We start from the raw sequence: 14,308 nt of genomic DNA on the forward strand, positions 1-14,308 counted from the left end.
ATAAAGGAGAATTCCCATGATCTATCTTGACAATGCGGCTACCACCCGCCTGAGTGACGCCGCTCTGCAGGCCATGCTGCCCTATTTCCAGGAGCAGTACGGCAACCCCTCCAGCCTGTATGCCTTCGGGCAGCAGGCCCAGGAGGCCCTGACCGCTGCCCGCACCACCGTGGCCCGACTGCTCAACGCTGCTGACCCCCGGGAGATCACCTTCACCTCCGGCGGCAGCGAGTCGGATAACCAGGCCCTGCGCTCGGCGGCCTATCTGGGCGCCCGCAAGGGCAAAAAGCATCTGGTCTCCACCACCATCGAGCACCACGCCGTGCTCCACACCCTGGCCGCCCTGGAAAAGGAAGGCTTTGCGGTGACCCTGGTGCCGGTGCCGGAAAACGGCATCGTCCGTCCGGCGGACATCGCCGCGGCCCTCCGGCCGGATACCTGCCTGGTCAGTGTGATGTTTGCCAACAACGAGATCGGCACCATCCAGCCGGTAGGGGAGATCGGCGCCCTGTGCCGGGAAAAGGGCATCCTCTTCCACACTGATGCGGTGCAGGCGGCAGGCCACCTGGACATTGACGTTCAGGCCCTGCACATCGACCTGCTCTCCCTCTCCGCCCACAAGTTCCACGGTCCCAAGGGGGCCGGGGTGCTCTACGCCCGCAAAGGGGTGGCCCTGACCCCCCTCATCGAGGGCGGTGCCCAGGAGCGGGGCCGCCGTGCCGGCACCGAAAACCTGCCCGCCATTATGGGCATGGCTGCGGCGCTGGAACAAGCCTGCGCCCACCGGGCCGAAAACGCCGCCCGGATGGCCGCCCTGCGGGATCGGCTCATCGAAGGACTTTCCGCCATTCCCCATTCGGTGCTCAACGGGGACCGGGAGCACCGTCTGCCCGGAAACGTGCACTTCTGTTTTGAGGGCATCGAGGGCGAATCCCTGCTGCTCCTGCTGGACGACGCGGGCATCTGCGCCTCCTCCGGCTCGGCCTGCACCTCCGGGTCCCTGGACCCCAGCCATGTGCTGCTGGCCATCGGCCGTCCCCATGAGATCGCCCATGGCTCCCTGCGCCTGACCCTGTCCCCCGATACCACCCAGGCCGAGATCGACCGCACGGTGGAAGAAGTGACCCGGGTGGTCACCTACCTGCGGGGAATGTCCCCGGTGTGGCGGGACCTGGAAGCGGGCAAAACACCTTTTGTAATTCAGTGAGGTAACGATAATGGCTCTGTACAGTGAAAAAGTCATGGATCACTTCCGCCATCCCCGCAACGTGGGCGTCATCGAGAACGCCGACGGCGTGGGTGAGGTGGGCAACGCCAAGTGCGGCGACATCATGAAGATCTATCTCAAGATCGAAAACGATACCATTCAGGACGTGAAGTTCGAGACCTTCGGCTGCGGCAGCGCCATTGCCTCCAGCTCCATGGCCACCGAACTCATCAAGGGCAAGCCGGTGTCCGAGGCCATGACCCTGACCAACAAGGCAGTGGCCGAAGCCCTGGACGGTCTGCCGCCCCACAAGATGCACTGTTCGGTGCTGGCGGAGGAAGCCATCCAGAAAGCCCTGCAGGACTACTACGCCCGCAGCGGCGCCACCCCGCCCACCGGCGTCTGATCCGGCCCGCCCTTGCAGCCTGTTCGCAAAATGATGTATAATCAGGAAGGAGAACGAACAGAGGTGTTGCAAGGAATGATTTCCACAAGAGGGCGGTATGCCCTGCGCATCATGGTAGATCTGGCGGAACACCGGGGGGAAGGCTATGTCCCCATGAAGGAAGCCGCCGCCCGACAGGGCATCTCCCTGAAATATCTGGAACGGATCCTGCCTGCCCTGACCCGGGGCGGCCTGGTGGAAGGCCAGCAGGGCAAAGGCGGGGGATACCGCCTGTGCCGGGAACCGGAACACTGCACCGCCGGGGAGATCCTGCGCCTGACCGAAGGCGATCTGGCCCCGGTGGCCTGTCTGTCCTGCGGGGCCGCCCCCTGCAGCCGGCAGGCCCAGTGCAAGACCCTGCCCATGTGGCGGGAGTTCTACCGCATGACAAACGAATATTTTGACGGCATCACCCTGGCAGACCTGGTCCGCAACGGCCCGGACGCCGCCGTGTGAATGCCTGTTTCCCCCAAAAGCCTTGCCGCACGCCGGCAGGGCTTTTTGCATATTGAAAACCACTCGTCAGACCAGTGGTTCAGGATAAGACTTTTGCCGATGATGCCAAACGTTACCCCCTGAAAATAAGAAGGGTTCAATGCGAGGATAAGAAAGCAGCTCCCAAAATGAAGCACATCCCCACTTTCGCAACTGGCAGACCCTACCAACGCCACATGAAGCGCGCGCTGGTATTCCAGGGGTTCAGTCATCTGTGAAAAAACGGTTTTGCCGGGGGGATGACTGCAGGCCCCGGTATGCGGAAGAAAAGTGTGGCCGGAAAATCCCGTGCAGGGCAAAAAGGGCGGGGAAATATGGTATAATGGGAAAAAACACCACAAGCCCGACACAGGGCGGAAGGGGACCTGTATCATGTATCTCTGCAAAGAATTCCGGGAGATGGAGCCGCTGGACGGCGGCTTCCTGATTCATACCAACTGTGCAGACATCAAGGTCTGCTTTGTCACCGATGAGATCGTCCGCATTCGGGTCTCCTTCGACCGAGAGATGGCCGAGGAATCCTATGTGCTGGCTACTACAGCCTGGGCCGACCGCCTGGACGGTCTGTTTGCCGGCGAGCGCACCCGCCTGCAGCCGGTGGAACCCCGGCTGCACGAAACGAAGGAGGGGTATGTCTTTGTCACCCCGGCCGTGCTGCTGCAATTCTGCAAGGACCCGCTGGGCTTCAAGCTGTACAACCGCGAATGGGACCTTTTGTACAGTGACCTGGCCGGCACCCCCTACACCCTGGATTCCAACCGCCGCATCACCCATTACAGCGCCATGAATGAGGATGACTGCTTCTACGGTTTCGGCGAAAAGACCGGCGTGCTGAACAAGAACAAGCATTTTATACGCCAGCGCGCCACCGACGCCATGGGCTATGATGCCGCCGCCATGGACACCCTGTACAAGCACATCCCCTTCTACATCCGGCTGAACCGGGCCACGGCCAAAGCGGTGGGGGTGTACTACAACAATTTCTACGAGTCCGTCTTCAACATGGGCTGCGAGAAGAGCAACTACTGGTCCCGCTATACCTACTGGCAGGCGGACGGCGGCGACATCGACCTGTTCCTGCTGGCCGGAGATACCCTGCGCCGGGTGCTGGACAATTACACCCGCCTGACCGGCCGTCCGGCCCTGCTGCCCAAGCGGGCCCTGGGGTATCAGGGGTCCAGCATGTACTATCCCGAGCTGGAAAAGGACAGCGATGAGGCGGTGCTGGACTTCATCGACACCGTCAAGGAGGAAGGATTTCCCATTGACGGCTTCCATCTTTCCTCCGGCTACACCAGCTGCAACAACAAGCGCTGCGTGTTTACCTGGAACACCGACCGCTTCAAGGATCCCCGGGCCTACTTCCAGGCCATGAACGAGAAGGGCGCCCAGAATGTGCCCAACGTCAAGCCCGGGGTGCTGCTGTGCCATCCCTGGTTCGACGAGTTCAGCGCCAAGGGCGTTTTCGTCAAGGATTCCACCCAGGACACCTACGCCGTGGGCAGATGGTGGGGCGGCGACGGCGCTTTCTGGGACTACACCAGTCCGGCGGGCCGCCGGGTGTGGAAGGAATACCTCACCAAACACATCATCGACGTAGGCACCGATTCCATCTGGAACGACAACTGCGAATACGACAGCCTGCTGGACAAGGACTGCCGCTGCGACTTTGACGGCAAGGGCGGCACCATTGCCCAGCTCAAGCCGGTCATGAGCACCCTCATGTGCAAGATCGGGGCCGAGGCGGTGGTGGAGCACAACCCCGACGCCCGTCCCTACATCGTCTGCCGCAGCGGCTCCGCCGGCATCCAGAAGTATGCCCAGACCTGGTGCGGCGACAACTTCACCAGCTGGAAGACCCTGCGCTACAACATCCCCACCATCACCGGCATGGGCCTGTCCGGCCAGCCCAATGAAGGCGCCGACATCGGCGGTTTCCACGGCCCCGCCCCGGAGGAGGAACTCTTTGTGCGCTGGGTGCAGAACGGCATCTTCCAGCCCCGGTTTTCCATCCACTCGGCCAGCACCGACAACACCGTCACCGAGCCCTGGATGTACCGTGGTTCCGCCCCCCTCATCCGGGATGCCATCCTGCTGCGCTACCGGCTGACGCCCTACCTCTACTCCGCCGAATATGAGGCCAGCCGCACCGGTGCGCCCATCATGCGCCCCCTGGTCTACGAATTCCAGAACGACCCCCGGGTGTACGACGAGAGCTTTGAATTCCTGTTCGGCCGGGACATCCTGGTGGCCAATGTCCTGGAACCGGGCGTCAGGACCTGGAAGGTCTACCTGCCTGCCGGCTGCAGGTGGTACGACTGGAACAACAACTATGCCTGCTACGAGGGCGGCCAGACCATTGAGGTGCCGGTGGACATCACCACCATTCCCATGTTCATCCGGGAAGGGGCCGTCATCCCCATGGCGGACAACCGGATCATGAACATGGCCAGGGATCCGGTGACCGACCTGCATCTGCTGCTGGCCCCCGGCAGGGAGAGAATCTACACCATGTACGATGATGACGGCGTGACCAACGATTACCGGAAGGGTGTGTTCCGCGAGACCATCATTGCCATGGAAGGCACCAGACTGGTGGGGGTGCGCATGATCTCCGAGGGGAGCTATGCCGATGTTGTGGAGCGTGTCACCGTGGAGATGATCCGCAAGGACCGCAGCCCCTTTTGGGTGGAGCTGGGGGATACCCCGCTGGAACACTTCCTCAACCGACGCAAATTTGAAGCCGCCGCTTCTGGCTGGTATTACAGCCAGACCAAAAGGGCCGTGCTCATCAAGTATCCCAACCCCCGCAGGAACCTGGACCTGACCGTGTCCTTTGAAGATTTCGACCTCATTGGCATGTAAATGAAACGCGCTTCTCTTTCCGGAAAGGCCGCAGCGTATGCTGCGGCTTTTCTGCTTTTCCGCCGCATTTTTTCCAAAACCGGGACCGGCGCGACAGATGACGCCACGATCCGCACCCCGCCGCCGCTATAATAGCAGGCATGGCGGGGGTGTCTCCGCCAAGACCAAGCGGAAGGTGGAGAGCAACACGAGGAAAAATCTACATACAAACGGCCGGCGGCTGTGGGCCCTGGCCCTGTCGGTTTTGCTGGGCGTTCTGCTGCCGGTGTCCATCGGAGCACAGCCGGCCACGGGGGAGACTGCCACCGGGGAAACGGCAGCGGTCTTGCCGGCCACGGGGGAAAGCGGAACACGTCCTTCTGCCGCGTCCCGGAAGGCGGACACGGCGGCGCCTCTGGCTTCGGACGGGGTGCTCACCGACGCCGTCTCCCCGGTGGGGACCACCATCAACCTGTTTGATTACTGGATCACCACCCAAAACGCCCCCGATACCACCAACCCGCCCGATATGGACCGGGGCATCAACCAGGGCAAGCTGCTGCAGTTCACGGCGGCGGCGCCCCGCAACCCCAACGGCGGCATCAACGATTACACCGGCAGCGCCAAGCCCCGCACCGGCATTGTGCAGGACCTGCTGCAGAACAATTACCCCATCCTCAGCCAGGGGAACCAGTCCCTGAATTACCTCTTCAACCCCAACCAGGCCAACCCGGGCAAGGCCTCCTACCCCAACGTGCGGGACCTGCTGCAGATCGACGACCAGGGCTACTATTACTACGACAGCGCCCTCAACTTCGCCCAGTATGACCAGGGCACCAACGCCTTCATCCTGTACGATTCCCCCGGGGTTCTCTCGGGCGGGTCCTCCGGGCAGGCGGGGCAGTTCTTTCCCTTCAACGTGTACAGCCAGGTCAAGAACCTGCGCTCCAACAATGCGGCGCTGAACCACTATTTCGGGGTCACCATGACCACCCGCTTTGTGCAGCAGCCCAACGGCACGGTGGACGGCACCGCCGGGGGTACCCCCGTGACCTACGAGTTCACCGGTGACGATGACGTGTGGGTGTTCATTGATAACGTCCTGGTGGGGGACCTGGGGGGCATCCATAACGCCGCCTCCCTGAAAATCGACTTCCAGAACGGGCAGGTGTTCATCAACGGAAATCCCGACGGCACCATTCGGGACAAGTTCCTGGCCGCCGGGGTCCCCTGGACCAACACCGGGTCGGATACCTTTGCGGACGATACCTACCACACCCTGAAATTCTTCTACCTGGAGCGGGGCAACTACGACTCCAACATGAAGCTGAAATTCAACCTGGTCTCCATCCCCCAGAGCGACCTCATCAAGGTGGACCAGATCGGGGACCCGGTGCCCGGGGCGGAGTTCCGGCTGTACTATGCCAACGACGATTATTCCTACGACCCCCAGAACCTCATTGCCACCGGCACCACCGGGGCCAACGGGTATTTTGTCTTCCAGAACCCGGACGGCACCCTGCTGAGCCTGAACAATCTGAAAAACGAGTACGGCGGCCCCGGCCAGACCGGCAAGTTTGCTCTGGTGGAAAGCGTCACCCCGGAAGGCTACCGTTCCCCGCCCCAGATCGACCTGTATTTCCCCCAGGGGTATGATGAGCTGGCTACCCTGCTTTCGGCCAAGCCCTGGGACACCGGGGCCTACGCCAGCCCGGTGGTCACCTCCACCCTGCCCGATTCCCCGGAAGGTCTGGACGGCACCACCTACTCCGCCGACGACGGCACCTATTTTGCGGTGGTGCTCAAGCGGCAGGATGCTGCGGGCAGCGGCAGCAGCACCGAAAGCCAGTGGTATCCCGTTTCCGGTGACCCCATCACCGGCTGGACGGTGCAGGCCGGCACCTCTTTGCAGGATGTGCTCAACGCCGCCCGGGCCAACCCCTATCTGTTCACCCTGGACAGCAGCGGCGCCTACAAGACCACCATCGACAACCTGCCCGGGGATATCCTGACCTACTACTATGTGCTGGCCACCAACGGCAAGCTCAGCGGGGACAATGCCCAGTACACGGTGGGCTTCTACCGCACCAGCGCCCCCAACCTGGCCGGGGCCACCCCCCAGAACACCGTCCGCCTCAACGATGACCTCACCGACCAGTACGGCAGCTTCCAGCGGGAATTTTCGGTGCGGCTGTTCGTGCCGGACATCAAGAACTACTTCTTTGTGCAGAAGGTGGGCGAGGACAACGCCGCGCCCCTGGACGGGGCGGTGTTCGGGCTGTATCTGGCCTCTGATGTCACCGACGGCCAGGTGAACCCGGGTGCCCAGCCCTATGACACCGTCACCACCGAAGACCTGAGCCAGGACAGGGGAGACATCATCACCCTGCCCGGGGCGGGGACCTTCCCCAACACCAGGACGGTCCTGCCCGCCGGCACCTACTACCTGAAGGAACTCAGCGCTCCGGACGGCTACGCGCCTTCCGGCCAGCTCACCCCGGTGGTGGTGGACAACACCGGCATCTATGCCGACGCAGGCACCCCCACCGACGATGTGACGGTGCTGCGGGGTGTGGGCAAGGTGGTGCGCAGCATGCTGCAGTTTGCGGTGCCCGACGACATCAACGCCACCCTCACCGACATCAAGGCGGCCCTGTACACCGCCAATACCTACACCCCGGGCACCGGCGACGACTGGGCGGTGTGGACGCCCTCCTCCGCGGCGCCTCTGGATCTTTCCTATTACAGCAGCAACCAGATCCTGGAATACGGCCCCACCACCCCCGGGGACCCGGTGTATTTCCTCGTCAACGCGGGGTGGTCCCGGCTGAAGATCACCCAGAACTACGCCGCCGGCACCGACCAGGACCTGAAAATCGACCTGGGAGACCAGGATATCAGCAACCTGTTCTCCCGCAGTACCATTGTGCGCTACCGCAACGACCCTACCCGGCTCACCGTGACCAAGACGGTGACCGGCTTCCGGGGGGAGACGGAACGGGACTTTGCCTTCACCCTGACCCTGACAGCCCCCGACGGTACCCCCCTGACCGGCGAGTATGGCGGCCTGACTTTTGACGCCGAGGGCAGGGCACAGACCACCCTGCGGGACAAGGAACGCCTGGTGTTTGAGGAGCTGGAACCGGGCACCGTTTTCACCGTCACCGAGGCCGAAACCGAAAACTATCGCACCACCGTGCAGCTCAACGGCGGGACCCCGCAAGAAACAAACGAACTCACCGTGACCCTGCCCGCAGGGGGCACCACCATCACCTTCACCAATGCCAGCACCCTGCAGCCCACCCCCACCCCGGCGCCCACCCTGACGGCCACTCCGTCACCCACCCGGACACCGGAGCCTGCCCCGGCACAGGAAGAGCCGCCCCGTACCACGCCCTGCCCCGCCGATGCGGATGCCCCCGCCACCGGAGACCCGGCCCGTCCCTGGTTGTGGGTGGTGGTGCTGGGTATCTCTGGTGCCGGACTGATGCTGTCGGAAGCCTTCCGTCAGCGCCGGCGGCAGGGGTGACGCCGGGATTTTGAAAAAACCATTGACGCCGCCGTCCGGCGGGACTATAATAGGCCCAAACAGAAAAACCGGGGGAGCTCGTGCTGACGGGCTGAGAGGAAGGAATCACCTTCGACCCTTACACCTGATGCGGATAATGCCGCCGTAGGAAGTTGTGGACGAAGCACTTTTTCGGGAGGCACCCTTTCGGGTGTCTCCCGTTTTTGTTTGTCTTTTTGGGAAAGGAAGTGGAAAACGGAAGGTCCGCGGCCGTCCGCGGCGGGCAGAGGGGGAGCGCCCTGTGCCCGGTACAGCCAGCGATGGGAAGCCGTGTTCCGGCGTGAGAGGAGGCCAGCAAGCCTCGACCGCAATTTTCCATGGGAGCCGCAGGAAAACCTGCGGGCAACTCTTGCGGGAAAGTGTCGCTGTGCCGGCCGTTTTCCGCAACCAAACCAAAAGGAGCGTTTGTATATGAAAAGCAACAAGACCCGTAAACTGGCCCTGGCCGGCGTGTTCTGCGCCGTGGCCGTGGTGGGCAGCATGTTCTCTTTCCCGGTGTTCGGCAGCAAGTGCGCCCCGGTGCAGCACATGGTCAACATCCTGTGCGCCGTGCTCCTGGGGCCCTGGTACGGGGTGGGGGTGGCCTTTGTGGCCAGCCTCATCCGCAATCTGACCGGTCTGGGCAGCCTGATGGCCTTCCCCGGCAGCATGTTCGGGGCGCTGCTGTGCGGTGTGGCCTACTGGCTCAGCAAGAACATCCCGCTGACCCTGGTGGCGGAAGTCTTCGGCACCTCCATCCTGGGTGGGCTGTGCGCCTATCCGGTGGCCATCCTGCTCATGGGCCAGAGCGTGGCGGATGTGGCCTTCTACGCCTACATCGTGCCCTTCCTGGTCTCCACCGCGGGGGGCAGCATCATCGCCGGGGCGCTGGTCTACGGCCTCAAGGGCACCGGGGCCCTTTCCACCATGCAGAAAACACTGGCAAGATAAGGAAGATTTCATGTTCGGACCTTACCTGGAAGCGGTGCGCCGGCAGGCCCCGCTCATCCACAACATCACCAATTATGTCACCGCCAACGACTGCGCCAACCTGCTGCTGGCCTGCGGGGCGTCCCCCATCATGGCCGACGACCCGGCCGAAGTGTCCGAGGTGCAGGCGGCCTGCGCCGGACTGCACCTGAATTTGGGCACCCTGCACACCGGCACCGTGCCCGCCCTGCTGTCGGCCGGGTGCACCGCCAACGCCCTGGACCATCCCATCGTGCTGGACCCGGTGGGGGTGGGCATCTCGGCGCTGCGGGGCACCACCGTCCGACAGCTGCTGGCGGAACTGCGCATCGCTGTCATCCGGGGCAACCTGTCCGAGATCAAGGTCCTGGCCCGGGGCAGCGGCACCGTCCACGGGGTGGACGCCGACGCCGCCGATGCCCTCACCGAGCAGTCTCTGGACCGGGTGATCCCCCTGGTACAGGACCTGGCACAGCGCACCGGGGTGGTGGTGTCGGTCAGCGGCGCCATCGACCTGGTGGCAGACGGGAAAACCGCCTATTGCATCCGCAACGGCTGTGCCATGATGCGCCGGGTCACCGGCACCGGCTGCCAGCTCTCGGCCCTGACGGCGGCCTTCGTGGCGGCCAGCCCGGACAAGCCTCTGGAAGCGGCGGCCGCCGCTGTCGCCGCCATGGGGCTGTGCGGGCAGATCGCCCGGAGCCGTCTCACGACCGGGGAGGGCAACGCCGCTTTGCGCAGCCGCATCATTGACACCATGTACAACCTGACGCCCCCACAGCTGGAGGAGGGAGAACGCTTTGAAACTCGATAACACCGCTATGCGGCTGTATGCCGTCACCGACCGCGCCTGGGTGGGGCGGCAGACCCTGTATGAACAGGTGGAAGATGCCCTGCGGGGCGGGGCCACCTGCGTCCAGCTGCGGGAAAAACAGCTGGACAAGGAGGCTTTTCTGGCGGAAGCCCGTCAGATCGCCTCCCTCTGCAAAGCCCATGGCGTGCCCTTCATCATCAATGATGATCTGGACATCGCCCTGGCCTGCGGGGCGGACGGGGTGCATGTGGGGCAGGACGATATGCCTGCCGCCGAGGTGCGCCGTCGGGCCGGCAGGGACCTGATCGTGGGGGTCTCGGCCCACAACGTGGCCGAGGCCTGCAAGGCCGCTGCCGACGGGGCCGACTACCTGGGGGCGGGGGCGGTGTTCACCACCTCCACCAAGCAGGACGTGACCGCCCTCTCCCATGCGGGACTCAAAGCCATCTGTGACGCCGTGGACATCCCGGTGGTGGCCATCGGCGGCATCAATGCCCAAAACCTGATGGAACTGCAGGGCACCGGGGTGGATGGCGTGGCCGTGGTCTCGGCCCTCTTCGGGGCCCAGGACATCGAGGCCGCCGCCCGCAGCCTGCGGGCCCTGTCCGAGGAAATGACCCGGAAATAAACAGAAAAAGACAGCGGGCCGCCCCGAAAGGGCGGCCCGCTGCGGCGGCAGACCGGGGGCACCACTCTCTGTCGCCTAAGAAAAAATAATGCAGAAGGAGTTTTTTCCCATGAGAACAGCATTATCCATCGCCGGAAGCGATTCCAGCGGAGGCGCCGGTATTCAGGCCGATCTCAAGACGATGACCATGAATGGCGTTTTTGCCATGACCGCCATCACCGCCCTGACCGCCCAGAACACCACCGGCGTACAGGCCATCCAGGAAACCACCCCCACATTCCTCGCCCAGCAGCTGGACGCGGTGTTTACCGACATCCGCCCCGACGCGGTGAAGATCGGGATGGTCTCCTCCCCCGAACTCATCCGCACCATTGCCGAACGGCTGCGGTTCTACCATGCGCAGAACATCGTGGTGGACCCGGTCATGGTGGCCACCAGCGGGTCCCGGCTCATCCGGCCCGAGGCGGTGGACACCCTGACCAAAGAACTGTTGCCTCTGGCCCTGGTGGTCACCCCCAACATTCCGGAAGCGGAACTGCTGAGCGGGCGCACCATCCGTGACCGGGCGGAGATGGAAGCGGCGGCCAAGGCCATCGGGGACGTCTACGGCTGCGCCGTCCTGCTCAAGGGCGGGCACAGCGTACAGGATGCCAACGACCTGCTGTATGCCGGCGGGACCCTGCAGTGGTTTGAGGGGGCGCGCATCCAGAACCCCAACACCCACGGCACCGGCTGCACCCTGTCCAGCGCCATTGCGGCCAACCTGGCCAAAGGGTTCTCTCTGCCGGAATCGGTGCGTCGGGCCAAGGCGTACATTTCCGGCGCCCTGGCTGCCATGCTGGACCTGGGGCAGGGGAGCGGGCCCATGAACCATGCCTGGACCCTGCAGGGGACCTTTGCCGAGGAATCGGACTGAATACAAAAAGGAGTGTCAAATCATGAGCGAACGGAACTATGCCACCCAGATGGAGGCGGCGCGCAAGGGCATCGTGACCCCCCAGATGGAGATCGTTGCCAAGAAGGAACGGATGACGGTGGAGGAGCTGATGCCGCTGGTGGCATCGGGCAAGGTGGTCATTCCGGCCAACAAGAACCACACCTGTCTGGACCCCGAGGGCGTGGGCTCCATGCTGCGCACCAAGATCAACGTGAACCTGGGTGTCTCCCGTGACTGCAAGGACTACAACGTGGAGATGCAGAAGGTGATGGAGGCGGTCAACCTGGGCGGGGAGGCCATCATGGACCTGTCCAGCCACGGCAACACCCAGCCTTTCCGCCAGAAGCTCACCCACGAATGTCCGGCCATGATCGGCACCGTGCCGGTGTATGACAGCGTCATCCACTACCAGCGGGACCTGGACACCCTGAGCGCCCAGGACTTCATCGACGTGGTGCGGCTGCACGCCCAGGATGGGGTGGACTTCGTCACCCTGCACTGCGGCATCACCCGCAAGACCATCGACCAGATCCGCAAGCACAAGCGCAAGATGAACATTGTCTCCCGGGGCGGGTCCCTGGTCTTTGCCTGGATGTGCATGACCGGCCAGGAAAACCCCTTCTATGAGTATTACGACGAGATCCTGGACATCTGCCGGGAATATGATGTGACCATCTCCCTGGGCGACGCCTGCCGTCCCGGCTGTCTGGCCGACGCCACCGACGTCTGCCAGATCGAGGAGCTGGTCCGGCTGGGCGAGCTGACCAAGCGCGCCTGGGAAAAGGACGTGCAGGTCATGGTGGAAGGTCCCGGCCATGTGCCCATGGACCAGATCGCCGCCAACATGAAGGTGCAGCAGTCCATCTGCATGGGCGCGCCCTTCTATGTGCTGGGACCCCTGGTCACCGACATCGCCCCCGGCTACGACCACATCACCGCCGCCATCGGCGGGGCCATTGCGGCCATGAACGGTGCGGCTTTCCTGTGCTATGTCACCCCCGCCGAGCATCTGGCCCTGCCCAATGTGGAGGACGTGAAGCAGGGCATCATTGCCAGCAAGATCGCCGCCCACGCCGCCGACATCGCCAAGGGGGTGCGCGGCGCCCGGGAGATGGACGACAAGATGGGCGACGCCCGCCGCGCCCTGGACTGGGAAGCCCAGTGGGCCTGTGCCCTGGACCCCGAGACCGCCAAGGCCATCCGGGCCGACCGTTCCCCCGAGCACGAGGATACCTGCTCCATGTGCGGCAAGTTCTGCGCCGTGCGCAGCATGAACAAGGCTCTCAACGGCGAACACATCGACATCCTGTGATGCCTTCCCGCTGCTGAATATCCCCAACAGAAAAGACCCCGCCCTCCGGCCATCTGCCGGAAGACGGGGCCTTTTGCATGGTAAAAAAGGTTACAGTACCAGTTCCTCGCCGCTGTGCAGCGCCCGCAGCCGGTCGCCCATGATCTGCTGCATCCGTTCCTGGGCGGGGCGGCCGGTGCAGTGCCCGGTGTAGAACAGGCATTTGTGATCCAGCAGGGCGTGGGCGGTGTCCTCAATGACCTGCCACTCCTCGGGGGTGTAGTCGGTGCCCTTTTTCATGTGGAAGCCGCTGATGACCACATCCGGGTCCCCGCCGAAGAGCTCGGCGTACCGGTCCAGAATGTTGAGAATCCCGTTGTGGGCACAGCCGGAAAGCAGCACCCGCTTGCCCTCGGCCTCCACCATCAGGCATTGCTCGTGGGCAAAGTCGTCCTGCACGGGCAGGCCGTTTTCCAGCACCCGCAGGGCCAGGTTGCTCTGGGGCCAGTACCGCCGCCCGGTGATGCCGCTGAACAGAACCAGCTCCTCATCCAGCCGCAGATCCCCGTCCGCAAAACGGACCTGGGGCAGGGCGAGAATGGCCTTGTTGATGCCGATGTACTTCTCCCCGTGGTAAAAGTCCCGTCCGGCACCCCGCTGCATCCAGATGGGGGCCTCCGGGGCCAGCTCGGCCATGCGCAGCAGCCCGCCGGCATGGTCGTAGTGCCCGTGGCTGAGCACCACCGTGTCCACGGCCCTCAGGTCGATGCCCACCGCGGCGGCGTTGTCCGCAAAGGCGCCGGTGGCCCCGGTATCCAGCACCAGACGGTGCCGGGGCGTCTGCACATACAGGCTCAGGCCGTGTTCGTGGGCGCAGCCTTCGGCGCCCGGGGTGTTTTCGATCAGGGTGACGATGCGCATACAGGACCCTCCCGCCCGGTATTTTTACTGTGTTTTCAGTATACCGCACAAACCCCGCCCGGACAAGAAAAAACCTTCCCATTGGACAGGGTCGGGGGTAAATCTTGGGTGAACTTCCAAAAAATAAGTCGCATTTTTAGCTGGTTTTCGTCTGGACTACAAAGAAAATCTATGGTAAGGTCTAAGTATGAAGTGCGCCGGTCTTACAGG

Annotated in this window: 11 protein-coding genes and 1 riboswitch; of the genes, 10 read left to right on the forward strand and 1 reads right to left on the reverse strand. The window is 63.5% G+C overall.

Annotated features, from left to right (window positions below):
- Window positions 1-16 precede the first annotated feature (16 nt).
- The 10 genes from nifS to thiC all read left to right on the forward strand — a co-directional run bounded on the left by nifS (window position 17) and on the right by thiC (window position 13,198).
- Window positions 17-1,207 (forward strand): cysteine desulfurase NifS, encoded by a 1,191-nt coding sequence (gene nifS / locus AC127K_RS10320; RefSeq protein WP_483720524.1) that lies wholly within the window; start codon window positions 17-19, stop codon window positions 1,205-1,207.
- A 10-nt stretch (window positions 1,208-1,217) separates the two neighbouring features.
- Window positions 1,218-1,613 (forward strand): Fe-S cluster assembly scaffold protein NifU, encoded by a 396-nt coding sequence (nifU, locus tag AC127K_RS10325; protein ID WP_483720525.1) that lies wholly within the window; start codon window positions 1,218-1,220, stop codon window positions 1,611-1,613.
- A gap of 75 nt (window positions 1,614-1,688) precedes the next feature.
- Entirely contained in the window at window positions 1,689-2,108 is a 420-nt protein-coding gene (locus tag AC127K_RS10330; protein ID WP_483720526.1) for an RrF2 family transcriptional regulator, read from the forward strand.
- Between the two features lie 411 nt (window positions 2,109-2,519).
- Window positions 2,520-5,012, forward strand: coding sequence for a glycoside hydrolase family 31 protein (locus tag AC127K_RS10335; protein WP_483720527.1), 2,493 nt, complete (start codon window positions 2,520-2,522; stop codon window positions 5,010-5,012).
- A gap of 97 nt (window positions 5,013-5,109) precedes the next feature.
- Window positions 5,110-8,520: a SpaA isopeptide-forming pilin-related protein gene (locus tag AC127K_RS10340; protein ID WP_483720528.1), complete on the forward strand. Its 3,411-nt coding sequence runs from the start codon at window positions 5,110-5,112 to the stop codon at window positions 8,518-8,520.
- A gap of 60 nt (window positions 8,521-8,580) precedes the next feature.
- A riboswitch (TPP riboswitch) is annotated at window positions 8,581-8,688 on the forward strand.
- A gap of 282 nt (window positions 8,689-8,970) precedes the next feature.
- Complete coding sequence (thiW, locus tag AC127K_RS10345) at window positions 8,971-9,489, forward strand: energy coupling factor transporter S component ThiW (RefSeq protein ID WP_483720530.1); 519 nt, start codon at window positions 8,971-8,973, stop codon at window positions 9,487-9,489.
- 10 nt (window positions 9,490-9,499) lie between these two features.
- Window positions 9,500-10,321 carry a hydroxyethylthiazole kinase gene (thiM, locus tag AC127K_RS10350; RefSeq protein WP_483720531.1) on the forward strand — a complete coding sequence of 274 codons (822 nt, stop codon included), beginning with the start codon at window positions 9,500-9,502 and terminating at the stop codon, window positions 10,319-10,321.
- On the forward strand, window positions 10,308-10,949 hold the full coding sequence (gene thiE, locus AC127K_RS10355; RefSeq protein ID WP_483720533.1) for a thiamine phosphate synthase: 642 nt from the start codon (window positions 10,308-10,310) through the stop codon (window positions 10,947-10,949). The genes thiM and thiE overlap by 14 nt, the downstream gene beginning before the upstream one ends.
- A 109-nt stretch (window positions 10,950-11,058) precedes the next feature.
- Entirely contained in the window at window positions 11,059-11,865 is an 807-nt protein-coding gene (thiD, locus tag AC127K_RS10360) for a bifunctional hydroxymethylpyrimidine kinase/phosphomethylpyrimidine kinase (protein WP_483720534.1), read from the forward strand.
- A 22-nt stretch (window positions 11,866-11,887) separates the two neighbouring features.
- Entirely contained in the window at window positions 11,888-13,198 is a 1,311-nt protein-coding gene (gene thiC, locus AC127K_RS10365) for a phosphomethylpyrimidine synthase ThiC (RefSeq protein WP_294540246.1), read from the forward strand.
- A 90-nt stretch (window positions 13,199-13,288) separates the two neighbouring features.
- Here the strand turns inward: thiC and AC127K_RS10370 are convergent, their stop codons facing one another.
- The gene (locus tag AC127K_RS10370; RefSeq protein ID WP_483720537.1) at window positions 13,289-14,098 is read right to left on the reverse strand and encodes an MBL fold metallo-hydrolase; all 810 of its coding nucleotides are present in this window, start codon (window positions 14,096-14,098) and stop codon (window positions 13,289-13,291) included.
- Window positions 14,099-14,308: the final 210 nt, after the last annotated feature.

Source organism: Subdoligranulum sp. DSM 23681, from assembly GCF_057005535.1.